Annotated in this window: 11 protein-coding genes; 7 read left to right on the forward strand and 4 right to left on the reverse strand. The window is 64.1% G+C overall.

What is annotated here, in order from left to right:
• Positions 1–271 precede the first annotated feature (271 nt).
• Positions 272–1,063 (forward strand): endonuclease/exonuclease/phosphatase family protein, encoded by a 792-nt coding sequence (locus tag HP547_RS15235; RefSeq protein ID WP_172286720.1) that lies wholly within the window; start codon positions 272–274, stop codon positions 1,061–1,063.
• Between the two features lie 318 nt (positions 1,064–1,381).
• Positions 1,382–2,458: an autotransporter outer membrane beta-barrel domain-containing protein gene (locus HP547_RS15240; protein ID WP_172286721.1), complete on the forward strand. Its 1,077-nt coding sequence runs from the start codon at positions 1,382–1,384 to the stop codon at positions 2,456–2,458.
• Positions 2,459–2,577: 119 nt separating this feature from the next.
• On the opposite strand, the gene glgB is transcribed toward HP547_RS15240, so the two are convergent.
• From glgB to HP547_RS15255, 3 genes are all read right to left on the reverse strand, one after another.
• Positions 2,578–4,788: a 1,4-alpha-glucan branching protein GlgB gene (gene glgB / locus HP547_RS15245; protein ID WP_172228158.1), complete on the reverse strand. Its 2,211-nt coding sequence runs from the start codon at positions 4,786–4,788 to the stop codon at positions 2,578–2,580.
• Complete coding sequence (treS, locus tag HP547_RS15250; RefSeq protein WP_172286722.1) at positions 4,785–8,105, reverse strand: maltose alpha-D-glucosyltransferase; 3,321 nt, start codon at positions 8,103–8,105, stop codon at positions 4,785–4,787. The genes glgB and treS overlap by 4 nt, the downstream gene beginning before the upstream one ends.
• A gap of 213 nt (positions 8,106–8,318) precedes the next feature.
• The gene (locus HP547_RS15255; protein ID WP_172286723.1) at positions 8,319–10,337 is read right to left on the reverse strand and encodes an alpha-1,4-glucan--maltose-1-phosphate maltosyltransferase; all 2,019 of its coding nucleotides are present in this window, start codon (positions 10,335–10,337) and stop codon (positions 8,319–8,321) included.
• 140 nt (positions 10,338–10,477) lie between these two features.
• Here HP547_RS15255 and HP547_RS15260 point away from each other — a divergent pair, with 140 nt between their 5' ends.
• Complete coding sequence (locus HP547_RS15260) at positions 10,478–10,639, forward strand: hypothetical protein (RefSeq protein WP_172228164.1); 162 nt, start codon at positions 10,478–10,480, stop codon at positions 10,637–10,639.
• 96 nt (positions 10,640–10,735) lie between these two features.
• On the opposite strand, the gene HP547_RS15265 is transcribed toward HP547_RS15260, so the two are convergent.
• Entirely contained in the window at positions 10,736–12,418 is a 1,683-nt protein-coding gene (locus tag HP547_RS15265) for an AMP-binding protein (protein WP_172286724.1), read from the reverse strand.
• Positions 12,419–12,657: 239 nt separating this feature from the next.
• Between HP547_RS15265 and HP547_RS15270 the strand changes: the two genes are divergently transcribed.
• The 4 genes from HP547_RS15270 to HP547_RS15285 all read left to right on the forward strand — a co-directional run.
• Entirely contained in the window at positions 12,658–13,821 is a 1,164-nt protein-coding gene (locus tag HP547_RS15270) for an isovaleryl-CoA dehydrogenase (RefSeq protein ID WP_172286725.1), read from the forward strand.
• Positions 13,822–13,840: 19 nt separating this feature from the next.
• Positions 13,841–15,448, forward strand: coding sequence for a carboxyl transferase domain-containing protein (locus tag HP547_RS15275; protein WP_172286726.1), 1,608 nt, complete (start codon positions 13,841–13,843; stop codon positions 15,446–15,448).
• 2 nt (positions 15,449–15,450) lie between these two features.
• Complete coding sequence (locus HP547_RS15280) at positions 15,451–16,266, forward strand: gamma-carboxygeranoyl-CoA hydratase (RefSeq protein WP_172286727.1); 816 nt, start codon at positions 15,451–15,453, stop codon at positions 16,264–16,266.
• A partial coding sequence (locus tag HP547_RS15285; RefSeq protein WP_172286728.1) for an acetyl/propionyl/methylcrotonyl-CoA carboxylase subunit alpha occupies positions 16,263–18,180 on the forward strand: 1,918 nt, incomplete at its 3' end. The genes HP547_RS15280 and HP547_RS15285, both read left to right, overlap by 4 nt.

Below are 18,180 nucleotides of genomic sequence, written 5' to 3' on the forward strand. Positions count from 1 at the left end.
CATGACATCGTGCCGTTCCAGCTGCCCACAGTGCCCGAAGGCGACTACTGGAGCTGCCTGGTCGATACCGATCGGCCGGAGCTGCGCAAGGGGCAGCACCTGCAGTTCGACAGCACCTTCGAGGTCAAGGGGCGGTCGATGTTGCTGATGGTGTTGCAACGCGACGAAGAGTGAACACCAGGGGTCATTGCCGGTCCCATGGAGTATTGGTTGCCTGTACCGGCCCTGTCTGGCGCAGGCAACACACACCAGCTGCGATCGAGGAGTACCCGTGAACCCCGAAGCCGGCAGTCCAGGTTTCGCCAGCATCGACCAGGCTCCGGCCGTGAAGCGCCTGCGGGTGCTGACGGTGAACACCCACAAGGGTTTCACCGCCTTCAACCGGCGCTTCATCCTGCCGGAACTGCGCGAGGCAGTGCGCAGCACCCAGGCCGACATCGTGTTCCTGCAGGAAGTGCTGGGCAGCCATGATCGCCACGCTGCCCGCTACCCTGGCTGGCCGCAGACTTCCCAGTACGAGTTCCTCGCCGACAGCATGTGGAGCGATTTCGCCTACGGCCGCAATGCGGTGTATCCCGACGGCCACCACGGCAACGCGCTGCTGTCCAAATACCCGATCATCGAGCACCGCAACCTCGACGTGTCGATCACCGGCCCCGAGCGCCGCGGCCTGTTGCACTGCATCCTCGACCTGCCCCAGCGCCAGGTGCATGCCATCTGTGTGCACCTGTCGTTGCTGGAAAGCCACCGGCAGAAGCAACTGCAACTGCTGCGCGAATTGCTCGATTCCCTGCCCGTCGACGCCCCGGTGATCATTGCCGGCGATTTCAACGACTGGAAGTCCCACGGCAACCGCACCCTGGGCTTGCAGCGTGACCTGCACGAGGCCTTCGAGCGCCACCACGGCCACCTCGCCCGCACTTACCCTGCCCGCCTGCCACTGCTGCGCCTGGACCGTATCTACCTGCGCAACGCCGAGAGCCATGGGCCGCGGATTCTGGGGCACAAACCTTGGTCGCACCTATCCGACCACCTGCCGTTGGCGGTCGAGGTACGGTTCTAACAATCATTCTTCATAGCCAAGGTAGGGCAAATAGCAAACCCCGCTATACACCCCTTATTTATTCGATTAATCAATGGGTTGAGGCCCACCACGAAACATCCACACAGGCTTCACGCTTTCTTGACGCAAGCCCCAGCGTCTCCTTAGATAAACATTACCTAGCGGAAAACATCCCGCGCCGGGCCTCTAGCTCGCGCCTTTGTGCGCGCTTGCGAAAGCTGGCGTGCGGGTTTGGGTCGCCCCCTGTTTTTGTCGTACAGCTCGTGACAACAGGCTAGGTCCTCGGGCTTTACCCTACAAAAACAAAGGAGATCCGCCATGAAAAGCACCTCGAACCCTGTGCGCTTCGACAGCATTTTCTACGCGGTTTCCACGTCGCTGCTTCTGGCAACCCCGGTGGAAACTTTCGCGTACGAACTGCAAGGTGATCCGAGCTCACCCGGCTTTTTGCAGCAATCAGTGGTGCCGCAACCGTCGCTTGACCCGGTCAGCGCCAGCGGCTTGAGCATCGGCACTTTGAACGCGTTTTCGCAAAAGATGGGCGAACGCCACGGGCATGCGCCAGCCGACCTGATCGCCAGCCAATGGGCGCAGTTCTTCCCCACCGGTGCACGCAGCGGCGCGCAACCGCCCGCGCAGCTGGAAGCACCCAGCCAGCAACTGATGATCGGCCCGGACCTGTTCGTGCGTGAAACCGCTGCGGGCAATGTGCACCGCGCCGGCATTTTCGTGGGGCACAACAACCTGCAGAGCAGCTTCAACGGCATGCGCCCGCTGCTGGGCGACAAGCAGCGCAATGCCGTCAACCTGAGTGGCGAGAGCCTGGGCGTGTACTGGAGCATGACCCATGAGAAAGGCTGGCACCTGGATGCCGTAGCCATGGGCTCGCGCATCGACGTCAATGGCCGCAACGAGAACGGGCAACGGCTGGACGACAGCGGCCACGCGATGACCTTTTCGGTGGAGGCTGGCATCCCCATCGGTCTGGGTGGCGGCTGGGTGATCGAGCCGCAGGCGCAGTTGATCAACCAGCAGTTCTTCCCCGGCAGCCGGGTGCAGGAAGAGACCCTGCAAGCCTTCGACAGCCAGCCGAGCTGGAGCGGCCGGGTCGGTGCCAAGCTGTCCGCAAGCTACGAAGTGCGCGGCATGCCCATCGAACCCTATGTGCGCACCAACGTATGGTACGACTTCAGCAACGCCGATGAGGTAAAGCTGGACCAGGTCGACAAGATTTCCAGCTCGCGCTACTCCACCACCGTTGAATTGGGTTTGGGGCTGGTGGCGCGGGTGACGCCATCGGTGGCGCTGTTTGTCAGTGCCGACTACAGCAGTGATGTGGATGACAATGATTTGAACGGGCTGATTGGCAGCCTTGGGGTAAGGATGCGGTGGTAAGCATGTCAGGTCTTTCGCAGCGCAAGGCTGCTCCTACCCAGGAAAGCGCGAACCTGTAGGAGCAGCCTTGTGCTGCGAAGGGGCCTTGTGCTGCGAAGGGGCCAGCCCCTGGTAACCGGTCAGGCTGGTTTCATGATCAATACGCCAAGCGGCGGCAGGTTCAGGGCCAGCGACAACGGTTGCCCATGACTGGCCAGCTCGTCACTCTCGACCACCCCCAGGTTGCCCACATTCGACCCGGCATACAGCTCTGCATCACTATTCAGCAACTCCTGCCAGCGCTCGCCGAACGGCACGCCAATGCGATACCCCTCGCGCGGCACCGGCGTGAAGTTGGCCACCACCAGCACCGGCTCGCCACTGCTGCTCCAGCGCAGCCAGGCATAAACGCTGTTCTGCGCATCGTCCCCGATCAGCCACTGGAAGCCCTGCGGCTGGCAATCCTGCTCGTGCAGCGCCGGCACCTCGCGATACAGGCGGTTGAGGTCGCTCACCAGGCGTTGCACACCCTGGTGTTCGGGGTATTGCAGCAAGTACCAGTCCAGTTCACTGTCGTGGTTCCATTCACGCCACTGGCCGAACTCGCAGCCCATGAACAGCAGCTTCTTGCCCGGATGCGCCCACATGAAGGTGAGGTAGGCGCGCAGGTTGGCAAACTTCTGCCAGCGGTCGCCGGGCATCTTGTCGATCAGAGAATGCTTGCCGTGCACCACTTCGTCGTGGGAAATCGGCAGGATGAAGTGCTCGGAATAGGCATAGATCAGCCCGAAGCTCATCTCGTTGTGGTGGTGGTTGCGGTGCACCGGGTCGTTCTGGATGTAATGCAGCGTGTCGTGCATCCAGCCCATGTTCCACTTGTAGGCAAAGCCCAGGCCGCCCTGCTGGGTCGGCTGGCTGACACCGGGCCAGGCAGTGGATTCTTCGGCGATGATCAGTGCGCCCGGGGCTTCATGGGCCGCCACACCGTTCAGGTGACGGATGAAGTCGATGGCTTCCAGGTTCTCGCGCCCGCCGTGGCGGTTGGGCACCCATTCACCGGCCTTGCGCGAATAGTCGCGGTACAGCATCGAAGCCACCGCATCGACACGCAGGCCGTCGATGTGGAAGTGCTTCAGCCAGTGCAGGGCCGAGGCCATCATGAAACCGCGTACCTCGTTGCGGCCGAGATTGTAGATCAGCGTGTTCCAGTCCTGATGGTAGCCTTCCAGCGGGTTGTCGTATTCGTACAGCGCGGTGCCATCGAAGCGCGCCAGGCCGTGCTCGTCGGTAGGGAAATGCGCAGGCACCCAGTCCAGCAGCACGCCAATGCCGCCCTGGTGGCAGGCATCGATGAAGGCGGCGAAATCTTCGGCACTGCCATAGCGTGAGGTGGGCGCGAACATCGACAACGGCTGATAGCCCCAGGAGCCGCCGAACGGGTGCTCCATGATCGGCAGCAGTTCGATATGGGTGAAACCCAGCTCTTGTACATAAGGCACCAGGCGTTCGGCCAGTTCACGCCAGTTGTAGTAGCGCCCCACTTCGCCAGCCTCGTCCAGCTCGCAGCGCCACGACCCTGGGTGCAGCTCGTAGATGGACAACGGCGCGTTGTAGGCATGGCGCTCGGCGCGTTGCGCCATCCATTCGTGGTCTTGCCAGTCGTGGCCAAGCTCACCTGCTACCTTGGACGCGGTACTCGGCGGCAACTCGGTTGCGCGCGCCAGCGGGTCGGCCTTGAGCGGCAGGATGCCGTCCTTGCCCAGCACCTCGAACTTGTAGGTTTCGCCAATGCCCAGGCGCGGGATGAACAGCTCCCAGACCCCGGCACTGTGGCGCAGGCGCATGGGGTGGCGGCGGCCGTCCCAGTTGTTGAAATCACCCACCACCGACACCCGGCGGGCATTCGGTGCCCACACCGAGAAGCACACGCCGTCGATGCCGTCGACCTGGGTCGGCTGGGCGCCGAAGCGCCCGGACAAATCGCGGTGGTTGCCTTCGGCAAACAGGTGCAGGTCCATGTCGCCCAGTTGCGGGCCGAAGCTGTAGGGGTCTTCGGTCACCTGCTCGCCGCCGGCCCAGCCGATCTGCAGCAGGTAGGGCTGTGCCTCATCAAGGTGCGCGCTGAACAGGCCGGGCACGCTGCTCTGCTCCATTTCGGCGAGCACGCGCCCATCATTGCGCGCCAGGATGCGCACACTGAGGGCACTGGGCAGGAAGGCGCGGACCACCTGCCCGCCTGCGCCATCGCCATGGGGGCCGAGCACCGCAAATGGATCGGCGTGTTCGGCGCGGGCCAGGGCGTCGAGGTCCCGTTGCCGAAGGCCACCGTTTTCACGCGTTGTAACGTTCATTCTGACTCTCCCCAGGTACTGATCAGTCCATGCAGGCCATGCAAAGGTACGGCCAGCCAGCTTGGACGGTTTTCGGCTTCGTATGTAATTTCGTAGGCAGCTTTTTCCAGGCAGAACAGCTCCAGCGCGGCACGCTCGCCCTCGGCCTGCTGCCAGGCGTGGGGCATGGCGGCGGTGGCCAGGCCATAGGCTTCGACAAAGGCATGCCGCGACTGGTGCAGGTACTGCCTGGCCACCCGTTGCCGGGCTTGGCGCGCCGGGTCGGAAAGGTCCACCGCAGACGCGCTGCGCAAAATCATGGCAGCAGCATAGTCGAAGGATCGCAGCACGCCGCTGACATCCTTGTAGGGGCTGTGTTTTGCCCGGCGCTCGTCAAGCGGACGGGACGGTTCGCCTTCAAAATCGATGAGGTAGGCATCGCCCTGCACCACCAGCACCTGCCCCAGGTGCAGGTCGCCGTGCACGCGCATCAGCAAGCCACCCTCGGCCTGGCGAGCGAGGTTGGCGATGTGCTGGGCCAGGCCGTCGCGTTGTTGCTGCAGGTCGTCTACCAGTGTCTGGCTATCGGCGTCGAGGTGCTCGCGGTGCTGGGCCAGCAGGTCGAGGGCGTGGGCCAGCTCGGCGCTTATCTGCTGACTCCAGCGCTTGCTATCAGCCGCATCACTGGGGCGAGGCGCGAAAGCCTGGTCGTCGGTTGGTGCGGCCAGCAGCAGATGCATTTCGCCCAGGCGTTGGCCGAGTAAAGCGGCAAAGCCGGTGAGTTCGGCCAGCGCGTCGGTGTGCGCCTCGGCGTCGCTGCGGCTGGGCTCCATCTGGTCGCGGATGGCCCTTTCCAGGGTGTTCTGGGTCCAGGCCCAGGCATCGCCCTGGTTGCTCAGATAACCTTGGGCGATCATCAGCAGGTGCGGCGCTTTCTGTTCGTCCACGCGGCTGACCCAGGCCAGCAACGGCGAGATATTGGCAAAGCCGGCGGCGGTCAGGTAGGCGCTCATTTCCAGCTCCGGGTGCACGCCCGGGTTGACCCTGCGGATCAGCTTTAGCACCACCCGGTCGCCGATCACCACCGAGCTGTTGGACTGTTCGGCACTCAGGTAGCGCACTTCGCTTTCCTCGCTCAAGCCCAGTTCCGCCAGCTGCTCGGTGCTTTCGAAGTGCAACTCGCCCTCGCCCTTGCCACACGGCAGGTGCAGGCCATCCTGGCAGCCGCGCAGCACTGCGCGGATGAAGGGTTCAAGGACGAAAGCGTCGGTGATCAGGCCCACCTGATGGGCGCGGCGCACCCTCGACAAGGCCAGTTGCTGTGGCAGCGCAGTGTTGATCTGGTCCTCGGGGAGCAGACCGAACGGCAGCTGGTAGCGGTTGGCGACGCCGTCACTGAGCACTTCGATTTCGCTGAGCAGCACCGGCGTGGTGGCGGTGCCAAAGCGCACGCCATAGCACAGGCGCACGTCGTCGATTGGTCCTTCCTTGCCGGCAAACCAGCGGCGCTTGGGCAGGTATTGCGGCAGGATGGCGGTTTGCAGCGTATCGCTGGCAGGTGCTTCCAGCAGTTCTTCCATGCGTTTGCGCAGTACCAGCGTATTCAATTCGGGTAACCCCTCGGTGGCCTGGATGTGCCAGCTGGGCATGCGGTCGTGCGACGCCAGCAGGAACCAGTAAAAAGCATAGGGTGGCAAGGTCAGCAGGAACGGCAACTGGCCGATTGGTGGGAAGGCGCTGCCGCCCAGCATCTCCACAGGTACTTTGTCGGCGAATTGTGACAATTCCAGTTCGGCTGCCTGGGCGGCGCGGGACACGTTGGCCACGCACAGGATCACCTCGGTATTGCCATCGGCGTCGGTGTACTCGCGGATATAGGCGAGAACGCGCCGGTTACTGGGGGTAAGGGTACGCAGCGTGCCGCGGCCAAAGGCTTTTTGCTGCTTGCGCACCGCCAGCATGCGCCGGGTCCAGTTCAGCAGCGAGTGCGGGTCATGGCTCTGGGCCTCGACATTCACTGTCTGGTAGCCGTACAGCGGGTCCATGATGGGCGGCAGCACCAGGCGCTGCGGGTCGACGCGGGAAAATCCGCCGTTGCGGTCCGGCGACCACTGCATGGGCGTGCGCACGCCGTCGCGGTCGCCCAGGTAGATGTTGTCGCCCATGCCCAGCTCATCGCCGTAGTACAGGGTGGGCGTGCCGGGCATCGACAGCAGCAGGCTGGTGAGCAGTTCGATGCGCCGTCGATCACGCTGCAGCAGCGGCGCCAGCCGGCGACGGATGCCCAGGTTGATGCGCGCACGGCGGTCTTCGGCGTAATAGTTCCAAAGGTAGTCACGCTCGCGGTCGGTGACCATTTCCAGAGTCAGCTCATCGTGGTTGCGCAAGAAAATCGCCCATTGGCAGTTGGCGGGGATTTCCGGTGTCTGACGCAGGATGTCGGTGATCGGGAAGCGGTCTTCCATGGCCAGGGCCATGTACATGCGCGGCATCAGCGGGAAATGGAAGGCCATGTGGCATTCATCGCCCTCGCCTTCGCCGAAGTACGGGCGGGTGTCTTCGGGCCACTGGTTGGCCTCGGCCAGCAGCATGCGGTCGGGGTAGTTGGCGTCGATTTCGGCGCGGATCGCCTTGAGCACGTCGTGTGTTTCGGCGAGGTTTTCGTTGTTGGTGCCGTCACGCTCGATCAGGTAGGGAATGGCATCCAGGCGCAGGCCGTCGACGCCCAGGTCGAGCCAGAAGCGAATCACCCCGATGACCGCCTTGAGCACCTGCGGGTTGTCGAAATTGAGATCGGGCTGGTGCGAGTAGAAGCGGTGCCAGAAATACTGGCCGGCGACCGGGTCCCAGGTCCAGTTGGACTTCTCGGTGTCGAGGAAGATAATGCGCGTGCCGTCGTATTTCTGGTCGTCGTCCGACCACACGTAGAAGTCCCGCGCCTTGCTGCCGGGCTTGGCGTGGCGGGCGCGCTGGAACCACGGGTGCTGGTCGCTGGTGTGGTTGATGACCAGTTCGGTGATTACCCGCAGCCCGCGCTTGTGCGCTTCGGCAATGAATCGGCGGGCGTCGGCCAGGCTGCCGTAGTCGGCATGCACATCTTTGTATTCGGCAATGTCGTAGCCGTCATCGCGCCGTGGCGAGGGGTAGAACGGCAGCAGCCACAACGTATTCACACCCAGCTCGGCGATGTAGTCGAGCTTGCTGATCAGGCCGGCGAAGTCGCCGATGCCGTCGTTGTTCGAATCGAAGAACGACTTGATGTGCAGCTGGTAGATGACGGCGTCCTTGTACCACAGCGGGTCGTCGATAAAGGCTGCCGGGCGGGAACGCTTGGCCATGAGTGACTCCTTTCATTTCTGCGAAACCGTGTTGCCTGACTTCGGGGCTGCTATGCAGCCCATCGCCGGCAAGCCAGCTCCCACAGGTTCTGTGCAAATCTGACAGCAAGCGCCAAGCCAGAGGATGTCTTGCAAAACTCACAGCTGGCACCGGCCCTGTGGGAGCAGGCTTGCCGGCGATGGGCCGCAAAGCGGCCCCAGAATATTCAAGCCCTAGCGCGCCTTTTCGATCCGCCAGATACCGAATGGCTGATGCCAGGGTTCGATACGCATGAACTGGGTCTTGCCGTACCAGGACCAGCGGTGGCCATTCATCAAATCCTCGCCGTGGGTTTCAGCATCGTCATCCAGCCCCAGCTCCCACAGGGGCAATTCGAAATGCGCCTCCTGGGCGTTGAACGGGTCGAGGCTGATCGCCACCAGGATGAAGTTGTCACGCTCGGGCGTACGCTTGGCGAAGTACAGGATGTTGTCGTTCCAGCAGTTGAAGAACGCCACACCGAGGTGCGTCTGCAATGCCGGGTTCTGCCGGCGAATGCGGTTGAGCTGGGCAATCTCGGCGATGATGTTGCCGGGCTGGGTGAAGTCGCGCGGACGAATCTCGTACTTCTCCGAGTCCAGATACTCTTCCTTGCCCGGCAACCCGGCGGCTTCGCACAGCTCGAAGCCGGAATACATCCCCCACAGCCCCGACCCCATGGTCGCCAGCGCAGCGCGGATAAGGAACCCGGCGCGGCCCGAGTGCTGCAGGAAGAACGGGTTGATATCCGGCGTATTGACGAAAAAGTTGGGCCGGTAGCACTGGCTCCATGGCGGCTGGTTGAGTTGCTCGAAGAACTCGCGCAGCTCCTCCTTGGTATTGCGCCAGGTGAAGTAGGTGTAGCTCTGCGCGTACCCCACCTTGCCCAGCCGCGCCATCATCGCCGGCTTGGTGAAGGCTTCGGCGAGGAACAGCACGTCCGGGTACTGGCTGCGCACATTGGCGATCAGCCATTGCCAGAACGGCAGCGGCTTGGTGTGCGGGTTGTCGACGCGGAAGGTTTTGACGCCCTCCTCGACCCAGCCGATGATCACATCGCGCAGGGCCAGCCACAGGCTCGGCACTGCGTCGGGGGCGTAGAAGTCGACGTTGACGATGTCCTGGTATTTTTTGGGCGGGTTCTCGGCGTAGCGGATAGTGCCGTCCGGGCGCCAGCTGAACCAGCCCGGATGCTGTTTCAGCCAGGGGTGGTCCTGGGAACACTGGATGGCGAAGTCGAGCGCGATCTCAAGACCATGCTGCGCGGCCGCCGACACCAGCCGACGGAAGTCCTCGCGGCTGCCCAGTTGCGGGTGAATGGCGTCGTGCCCACCCTCGGCGCTGCCGATGGCATAAGGGCTGCCCGGGTCTTCGGGTTGCGCCTGCAAAGCGTTGTTGCGGCCTTTGCGGTGCTGGGTGCCGATAGGGTGAATGGGCGGAAAATACAACACATCGAAACCCATGTCGCGGATCATCGGCAGGCGCTGATGCACATCGTTGAAGGTGCCATGGCGCTCGGGGCTGTCGGTGATCGAGCGCGGAAACAGCTCATACCAGCTGGCAAACTGTGCTGCCGGGCGGTCGACATCCAGCGGGAACTCGGTGCTGCTGGTGAGGTAGCAGCGGTGCCCGGCTTCGCTCATCAACCGGCTGGCCTCGGTGCCCAGCAACAGTGCCACCTGGTCGTCATCGGGCAGCGTCTGCAGCCGCGCCTGCAGCGCCTGCAACTGCTCGCGCAATGCGCCACTGCTCAGTTCAATGCCCTTGCCCAGCAGCAGCCGCCCCTCTTCAAGCTCCAGCTTGATGTCCACCCCCGCCTGGAACTTTTTTTCCAGGTCATGGCAGTAGGTGGCGTAGGGGTCGATCCAGGCGTCGATGCTGAACAGGTGCGGGCCGATTTCGGTAGGCGTGAACTCGGCCAGCCACAGATCATTGCCGGGCGATGTCATGGGCACGCAGTGAATTCGCCGGCTGCCCGCCTGGCGCCAGTTCAACACCACGGCCATGCGGTCGTGGCCGTCGGTGAATACCTTGCTGCTGACCGAAACCGGCTGGTTGCTGATGGCCTTGGCGGCAAACGTGCCGCCGTCGAGTACCGGTTGGGTATCCTCGATTGCGATGCGCGGTGCCAGCAGCGCCTGGGACAGGCTGATGACCTGGTCCGGGTGATCGTTCGCCATGGGCACGCTTTCAAACGGCTCGTTACGTGACATCGACCTTGCTCCCTCAGGCTGGTGGCGGTAAGGGTTCAGAGCCGGGGCACAGGCGTGGGGTTCAAAAAAATTGAGCGAACGGCAACTGCCAGCGGTCAGAGCCTGCAGCACCTCTTCATTCACCCACGCGAGGTCAGGCCATGAACATCCCGATTCCACCGGAAACCCCCGATCCGAACATCGACGACCCGAGCCTGCCGCCGCCCGTGCCGGAACAGGACCCGGACGAGCTGCCGATCAAGCCGACCGTGCCGCCGACGGTAGGCGACCCGCCAAGCCAGGAGCCACCGGTGAAGGCTTAAGGGTAGACCAGGATTCTGTGCAGGCAGGACCGGCCTCTTCGCGGGTCAATCGGAGCGATCCGATTGACCCGCGAAGAGGCCGGCTGAGCTAGCACATCATCCAGCTGATACAGCTGAAATCTCCGCCACACTGATCTCGCGCATGCGGAACTTCTGCACCTTGCCGGTCACTGTCATTGGGTACTCGTCGACAAAGCGGATATGCCGCGGCACCTTGAAATGCGCAATGCGTGCCTTGCACCAGCCCTGCAGCTCTTCCACCGTGGCGCTGTGCCCAGGGTGCAGCTTGATCCAGGCGACGATCTCTTCCCCGTAGCGGCTGCACGGAATGCCGATCACCTGCGCGTCGGCCACCGCCGGGTGGGTGTAGAAGAACTCTTCCAGCTCGCGCGGGTAGATGTTCTCGCCACCGCGAATGATCATGTCCTTGTTGCGCCCCACAATACGCACATGCCCGTGCTCATCCATCACCGCCAGGTCGCCCGAATGCATCCAGCCAGCCGGGTCAATGGCATCGGCCGTGGCCTGGGGGTTTTCCCAGTAGCCGAGCATCACGCTGTAGCCACGGGTGCACAACTCGCCGATCTGGCCGCGGGCGACGATGCAACCGTCGGCGTCCACCAGTTTGTTCTCAAGCTGCGGCTGGGTGCGGCCGACGGTGGTCACCCGCAGCTCCAGTTCGTCGTCCGGGCCGGTTTGCAGCGACACCGGGCTGGTTTCGGTCATGCCGTAGGCAATCTGCACTTCGGCCATGTGCATCTGGTCGATGACCCGGCGCATCACCTCGATCGGGCAGGTAGCGCCGGCCATGATGCCGCTGCGCAGGGTCGACAGGTCCATCTGCGCACGGGACGGGTGGTCGAGCATGGCGATGAACATGGTCGGCACGCCATAGAGGATGCTGGCGCGCTCTTCGGCCACGGCGCGCAGGGTGAGCTCGGCATCGAAGGCGTCATTGGGGTAGATCATGGTGCTGCCGTGGGTGATGCAGCCAAGGTTGGCCATGACCATGCCAAAGCAGTGGTAGAGCGGCACCGGGATCACCATGCGGTCTCGCTCGTTCAGACCCAGACTTTCGCCGACCATGAAGCCGTTGTTGAGGATGTTGTAGTGGCTGAGCGTGGCACCCTTGGGCGCGCCGGTGGTGCCGGAGGTGTACTGGATGTTCACCGGCTGGTCGAACTGCAGGCCTTGTTGGCGGGCGCTGTAGGCCTCGATGTCGGTCTGCCCTGCCAGTTCGCCCAGCGCTTGCCAGGGCAGGAAGCCAGCCGGCGGATTGGCGCCCAGGCTGATCACACCGCGCAGGTCGGGCAGGCCTTGGCTCGCCAGCTCGCCGGGCGTGGCGGCGGCCAGCTCTGGGACCAGCTGCTGCACCATGGCGTGATAATCGGAACGCTTGAAGGCATCGGCACACACCAGCCAGCGGCAGCCGGACTGGCGCAGCACATATTCCAGTTCACCTACGCGATACGCCGGGTTGATGTTGACCAGGATGGCACCCACCTTGGCGCTGGCCAGTTGCAGGATGCACCACTGCGCGCAGTTGGGCGACCAGATGCCGACCCTTTCGCCAGTATTCACGCCCAGCGCCATCAGGGCGCGGGCATGCACCTCTACCTGCTCGGCCAACTGCCGCCAGCTGTAGCGCAAGCCTTGATGGCGCGACACCAGCGCCTCGCCGTCGGCGCAGCGGGCCACCGTGGCATCGAACGCCTGGCCGATGGTCTGGGTCAGCAAGGCTTGGTCCTGGCGACCGCGGGTATAGCTGGGTTGACTCATGGGTGTCCCTTCTTGTGGTTGTTCTGGGCACGACTGAAGCAAGCGGGAATACTCTGGCGCAGATTTACGTTTACGTAAAGGTGATGAGTCGATTGACAGTAACCCCATGCAGGTTTACGTTAACGTAAAGGTGATGAACGACACCTGCCCTCAGGCTTGCAGCCGCTCCCACAGGGTCCGGCGCCAGCTCCTTGAGCTACGGTGTAACCCAACTTCAAGAACAACAAAGGTGCCCCCGCATGCATTACCCTTCCCTGAACTTCGCCCTGGGCGAAACCATCGACATGCTCCGCGACCAGGTGCGCACCTTCGCCGCCGCCGAGCTGGCGCCACGGGCCGCGCAAATCGACCACGACAACCTGTTCCCCGCTGACATGTGGCGCAAGTTCGGCGACATGGGCCTGCTGGGTATCACCGTGGCGGAAGAGTACGGCGGTGCCGGCCTGGGTTACCTGGCCCATGTAGTGTCTATGGAAGAAATCAGCCGTGCCTCGGCCTCGGTGGCCTTGTCGTATGGCGCCCACTCCAACCTGTGCGTCAACCAGATCAACCGCAACGGCACCCACGAGCAGAAGCTGAAGTACCTGCCCAAGCTGATCAGCGGCGAGCACATTGGCGCACTGGCCATGAGCGAGCCCAACGCCGGCTCCGACGTGGTGTCGATGAAGCTGCGCGCGGAAAAACGCGGCGACCACTACGTGCTCAACGGCAGCAAGACCTGGATCACCAACGGCCCGGACGCCAACACCTACGTGATCTACGCCAAGACCGACCTGGACAAGGGCGCGCACGGCATTACCGCGTTCATCGTCGAGCGTGACTGGAAAGGCTTCAGCCGCAGCAACAAATTCGACAAACTGGGCATGCGCGGCTCCAACACCTGCGAGCTGTTCTTCGATGACGTCGAAGTGCCACAGGAAAACATCCTCGGCCAGCTCAACGGTGGCGTGCGCGTGCTGATGAGCGGCCTGGACTACGAGCGCGTGGTGCTGTCCGGTGGCCCGACCGGCATCATGCAAAGCTGCATGGACCTGGTGGTGCCGTACATCCACGACCGCAAGCAGTTCGGCCAGAGCATCGGCGAGTTCCAGCTGATCCAGGGCAAGATCGCCGACATGTACACCCAGCTCAACGCCAGCCGCGCCTACCTGTATGCCGTGGCCCAGGCCTGCGACCGTGGCGAGACCACCCGCAAGGATGCCGCCGGGGTGATCCTCTACACCGCCGAACGCGCCACGCAAATGGCCCTTGAGGCCATCCAGATTCTCGGCGGCAACGGCTACATCAACGAATTCCCGGCGGGCCGCCTGCTGCGCGATGCCAAGCTGTACGAGATCGGTGCCGGCACCAGCGAAATCCGCCGGATGCTGATCGGCCGTGAACTGTTCAACGAAACCCGCTGAGCACAAGGGACGGGCGCACATGGCTACCTTGCATACCCAGATCAACCCGCGTTCGGCGGAATTCGCCGACAACAGCGCGGCCATGCTCGAACAGGTCCAGGCCCTGCGCGGCCTGCTCGCCCAGGTCGCCCAGGGCGGCGGCCCGAAGGCGCAGGAGCGGCACACCTCGCGGGGCAAGCTGCTGCCGCGCGAGCGTATCGACCGCCTGCTGGACCCGGGCTCGCCGTTCCTCGAAATCGGCCAGCTGGCCGCCCATGAGGTGTACGGCGAAGACGTGCCCGCTGCGGGCGTCATCGCCGGCATCGGCCGCGTCGAAGGCGTGGAATGCATGATCGTGGCCAACGACGCCACGGTAAAGGGCGGTTCGTACTACCCACTGACGGTCAAAAAGCACCTGCGTGCGCAGGCCATCGCCCAGCAGAACCGTCTGCCGTGCATCTACCTGGTGGACTCCGGCGGTGCCAACCTGCCACGCCAGGACGAAGTGTTCCCAGACCGCGAGCACTTCGGGCGGATCTTCTTCAACCAGGCCAACATGAGCGCGCAGGGCATCCCGCAGATTGCCGTGGTGATGGGCTCGTGCACCGCTGGCGGTGCCTATGTGCCGGCCATGGCCGATGAAGCGATCATGGTACGCCAGCAGGCGACCATCTTCCTCGCCGGCCCGCCCTTGGTGAAGGCTGCCACCGGTGAAGTGGTGAGCGCCGAGGACCTCGGCGGCGCCGATGTGCATTGCCGCACCAGCGGCGTGGCCGACCATTACGCCGACAACGACGAACACGCCCTGGCCATCGCCCGGCGCAGCGTGGCCAACCTCAACTGGCACAAGCTGGGCAAACTGCAGCGCCTGGCGCCGGTGGCGCCGTTGTATGGCGCCGAAGAGTTGTACGGCGTAGTGCCGGCCGATGCCAAGCAGCCGTTCGACGTGCGCGAGGTCATCGCCAGGCTGGTCGACGGCTCGGTGTTCGATGAATTCAAGGCGCTGTTCGGCACTACCCTGGTGTGCGGCTTCGCCCACTTGCACGGCTACCCGGTGGCGATTCTGGCCAACAACGGCATCCTGTTCGCCGAAGCCGCGCAAAAGGGCGCGCACTTCATCGAACTGGCCTGCCAGCGCGGCATCCCGCTGCTGTTCCTGCAGAACATCACCGGCTTCATGGTCGGTAAAAAGTATGAAGAAGGCGGCATCGCCAAGCACGGTGCCAAGCTGGTCACCGCCGTGGCCTGCGCCCAGGTACCCAAGTTCACGGTGATCATCGGCGGCAGTTTCGGCGCCGGCAACTACGGCATGTGCGGCCGCGCCTACGACCCACGCTTCCTGTGGATGTGGCCCAACGCGCGAATTGGCGTGATGGGCGCCGAGCAGGCGGCCGGGGTACTGGCCCAGGTCAAGCGCGAGCAAAGCGAACGCAGCGGCCAGGCCTTCAGTGCCGAGGACGAAGCCAGGCTCAAGCAGCCTATCCTCGACCAGTACGAACACCAGGGCCACCCCTACTACTCCAGTGCCCGCCTGTGGGACGACGGTGTCATCGACCCGGCACAGACCCGTGACGTGCTCGGCCTGGCGCTGTCTGCCGCGCTGAACGCAGCGATCGAACCCAGCCGCTTCGGCATTTTCCGGATGTGATCATGAGCGATTTCAGCACCCTAGAAGTGATCCGCGACACGCGCGGCTTCGCCACCCTGTGGCTGAGCCGCGAGGACAAGAACAACGCGTTCAACGCGCAGATGATCCGCGAGCTGATCGTGGCCATCGACCGCCTGGCGGAAGATTCCAGCCTGCGCTTTGTGCTGCTGCGCGGCCGTGGCCGGCACTTCAGCGCCGGCGCCGACCTGGCCTGGATGCAGCAATCGGCGCAGTTGGACTTCAACACCAACCTGGATGACGCCCACGAACTGGGCGAGCTGATGTACGCCTTGCACCGCCTCAAAACGCCAACACTGGCCGTGGTGCAAGGTGCGGCGTTTGGCGGCGCGCTGGGCCTGATCAGTTGCTGCGACATGGCCATCGGCGCCGAAGACGCCCAGCTGTGCCTGTCGGAAGTGCGTATCGGCCTGGCCCCGGCCGTGATCAGCCCGTTCGTGGTCAAAGCCATCGGTGAGCGCGCCGCGCGCCGCTACGCCCTTACCGCCGAACGCTTCAGCGGTGTGCGGGCCCGCGAGCTGGGCCTGCTGGCCGAGGTGTACCCGGCCAGCGAGCTGGACGCACAGGTAGAAGCCTGGGTGAGCAACTTGCTGCTCAACAGCCCGCAGGCGTTGCGCGCCACCAAGGACCTGCTGCGCGAAGTGGACGACGGCGAGCTTAGCCCGGCCCTGCGCCGCTACTGCGAAAACACCATTGCCCGCATCCGCGTCAGCGCCGAAGGCCAGGAGGGCCTGCGCGCCTTCCTGGAAAAACGCCGCCCCGCCTGGCAAACCGATGACAAGAAGGAGCCGCGCCCATGAGCCGCCCCGCTTTGACCACCCTGCTGGTTGCCAACCGCGGCGAAATCGCCTGCCGGGTCATGCGCACCGCCAAGGCCATGGGCCTGACCACCGTCGCCGTGCACAGCGCCACCGACCGTGACGCCCGGCACAGCCGCGAAGCTGATATCCGCGTCGACCTGGGCGGCACCAAGGCCGCCGAAAGCTACCTGCTGGTCGACAAGCTGCTGGCCGCCGCCAAGGCCAGCGGGGCCCAGGCCATTCACCCAGGCTATGGCTTCCTGTCCGAAAACGCCGGCTTTGCCCGCGCCATCGAACAGGCCGGGCTGATCTTCCTTGGCCCACCGGCCAGCGCTATCGATGCCATGGGCAGCAAGTCGGCGGCCAAGGCGTTGATGGAAACCGCCGGGGTGCCGCTGGTGCCGGGTTACCACGGCGAAGCGCAAGACCTGGACACCTTCCGCGCCGCCGCTGAACGCATTGGCTACCCGGTGCTGCTCAAAGCCAGCGCCGGCGGTGGTGGCAAGGGCATGAAGGTGGTCGAGGAAGAAGGCCAGCTGGCCGATGCCCTGGCCTCGGCCCAGCGTGAAGCACAGTCGTCGTTTGGCGATGCGCGCATGCTGGTTGAAAAATACGTGCTCAAGCCACGCCACGTGGAAATCCAGGTGTTCGCCGACCAGCATGGCAACTGCCTGTACCTCAACGAGCGCGACTGCTCGATTCAGCGCCGCCACCAGAAAGTGGTCGAGGAAGCCCCCGCCCCTGGCCTTTCGCCCGAACTGCGGCGAGCGATGGGCGAGGCAGCGGTGCGCGCGGCACAGGCCATCGGCTATGTCGGCGCCGGCACGGTGGAATTCCTGCTCGATGCCCGTGGCGAGTTCTTCTTCATGGAGATGAACACCCGCCTGCAAGTGGAACACCCGGTCACCGAAGCCATTACCGGCCTCGACCTGGTGGCCTGGCAGATTCGCGTGGCCTGCGGTGAAGCCTTGCCGATTACCCAGGACCAGGTGCCGCTGATTGGCCATGCCATCGAAGTGCGCCTGTATGCCGAAGACCCCGCCAATGAATTCCTGCCCGCAACCGGCAAGCTGACGTTGTACCGCGAGTCGGCACCGGGCGAAGGACGGCGAGTGGACAGCGGGGTCAGCGAAGGCGATGTGGTATCGCCGTTCTACGACCCGATGCTGGGCAAGCTGATCGCCTGGGGCGAAGACCGCGAGCAGGCGCGCCTGCGCTTGCTGGCCATGCTCGACGAATTCGCGATTGGCGGGCTGAAGACCAACATTGCCTTCTTGCGGCGTATCCTCGCGCACCCGGCGTTTGCTGCGGCAGAGCTGGACACCGGATTCATTCCACGTCACCAGGCTGTTTTGCTGCCAGCGCCGCAAGCGCTACCGGCAGTGTTCTGGGAAGCGGCGGCCGAGGCTTGGCTGCAGGGCCAGGGCGGGCATCAGCGGGGGGATGATTGCCGTTCCCCGTGGCGCGAGCGCAACGGCCTGCGCCTGGGCCTGCCGGCGCGCAGCAGCCTGCATCTGCTGAGCGGCGGCCAGGATCAGGCCGTTGCCCTGGAGCGCAGCGCTGCGTCCACCTGGCAATTGCTGGGCGAGCAACTGGTGCATGAGCAGGATGGCGTGCGGCGCCAGCATCTGGCGGTTCGCCGGGGTGGCACGCTGTACCTGCGCTGGGAAGGTGAGATGCACGCCATCGAAGCCTTCGACCCGATTGCCGAAGCCGAGGCCAGCCACAGCCATCAGGGCGGCCTGAGTGCGCCCATGAACGGCAGCATCGTGCGGGTATTGGTGGAGCCGGGGCAGGTGGTAGAAGCGGGTACTGCGCTGGTGGTGCTGGAGGCCATGAAGATGGAGCACAGCATTCGTGCCCCGCATAGCGGGACGGTGAAGGCGTTGTTCTGCCAGGAAGGGGATATGGTCA

It is taken from the genome of Pseudomonas sp. CM27 (genome assembly GCF_013179515.1).
Lineage (GTDB): Bacteria > Pseudomonadota > Gammaproteobacteria > Pseudomonadales > Pseudomonadaceae > Aquipseudomonas.

What these genes read in the sequence shown, in the direction of transcription:
- HP547_RS15240 (WP_172286721.1), top strand. Translation starts at nt 1,382, where the DNA reads ATGAAAAGCACCTCGAACCCTGTGCGCTTCGACAGCATTTTCTACGCG.
- glgB (WP_172228158.1), bottom strand. Translation starts at nt 4,788, where the DNA reads ATGAACGTTACAACGCGTGAAAACGGTGGCCTTCGGCAACGGGACCTC.
- treS (WP_172286722.1), bottom strand. Translation starts at nt 8,105, where the DNA reads ATGGCCAAGCGTTCCCGCCCGGCAGCCTTTATCGACGACCCGCTGTGG.
- HP547_RS15255 (WP_172286723.1), bottom strand. Translation starts at nt 10,337, where the DNA reads ATGTCACGTAACGAGCCGTTTGAAAGCGTGCCCATGGCGAACGATCAC.
- HP547_RS15260 (WP_172228164.1), top strand. Translation starts at nt 10,478, where the DNA reads ATGAACATCCCGATTCCACCGGAAACCCCCGATCCGAACATCGACGAC.
- HP547_RS15265 (WP_172286724.1), bottom strand. Translation starts at nt 12,418, where the DNA reads ATGAGTCAACCCAGCTATACCCGCGGTCGCCAGGACCAAGCCTTGCTG.
- HP547_RS15270 (WP_172286725.1), top strand. Translation starts at nt 12,658, where the DNA reads ATGCATTACCCTTCCCTGAACTTCGCCCTGGGCGAAACCATCGACATG.
- HP547_RS15275 (WP_172286726.1), top strand. Translation starts at nt 13,841, where the DNA reads ATGGCTACCTTGCATACCCAGATCAACCCGCGTTCGGCGGAATTCGCC.
- HP547_RS15280 (WP_172286727.1), top strand. Translation starts at nt 15,451, where the DNA reads ATGAGCGATTTCAGCACCCTAGAAGTGATCCGCGACACGCGCGGCTTC.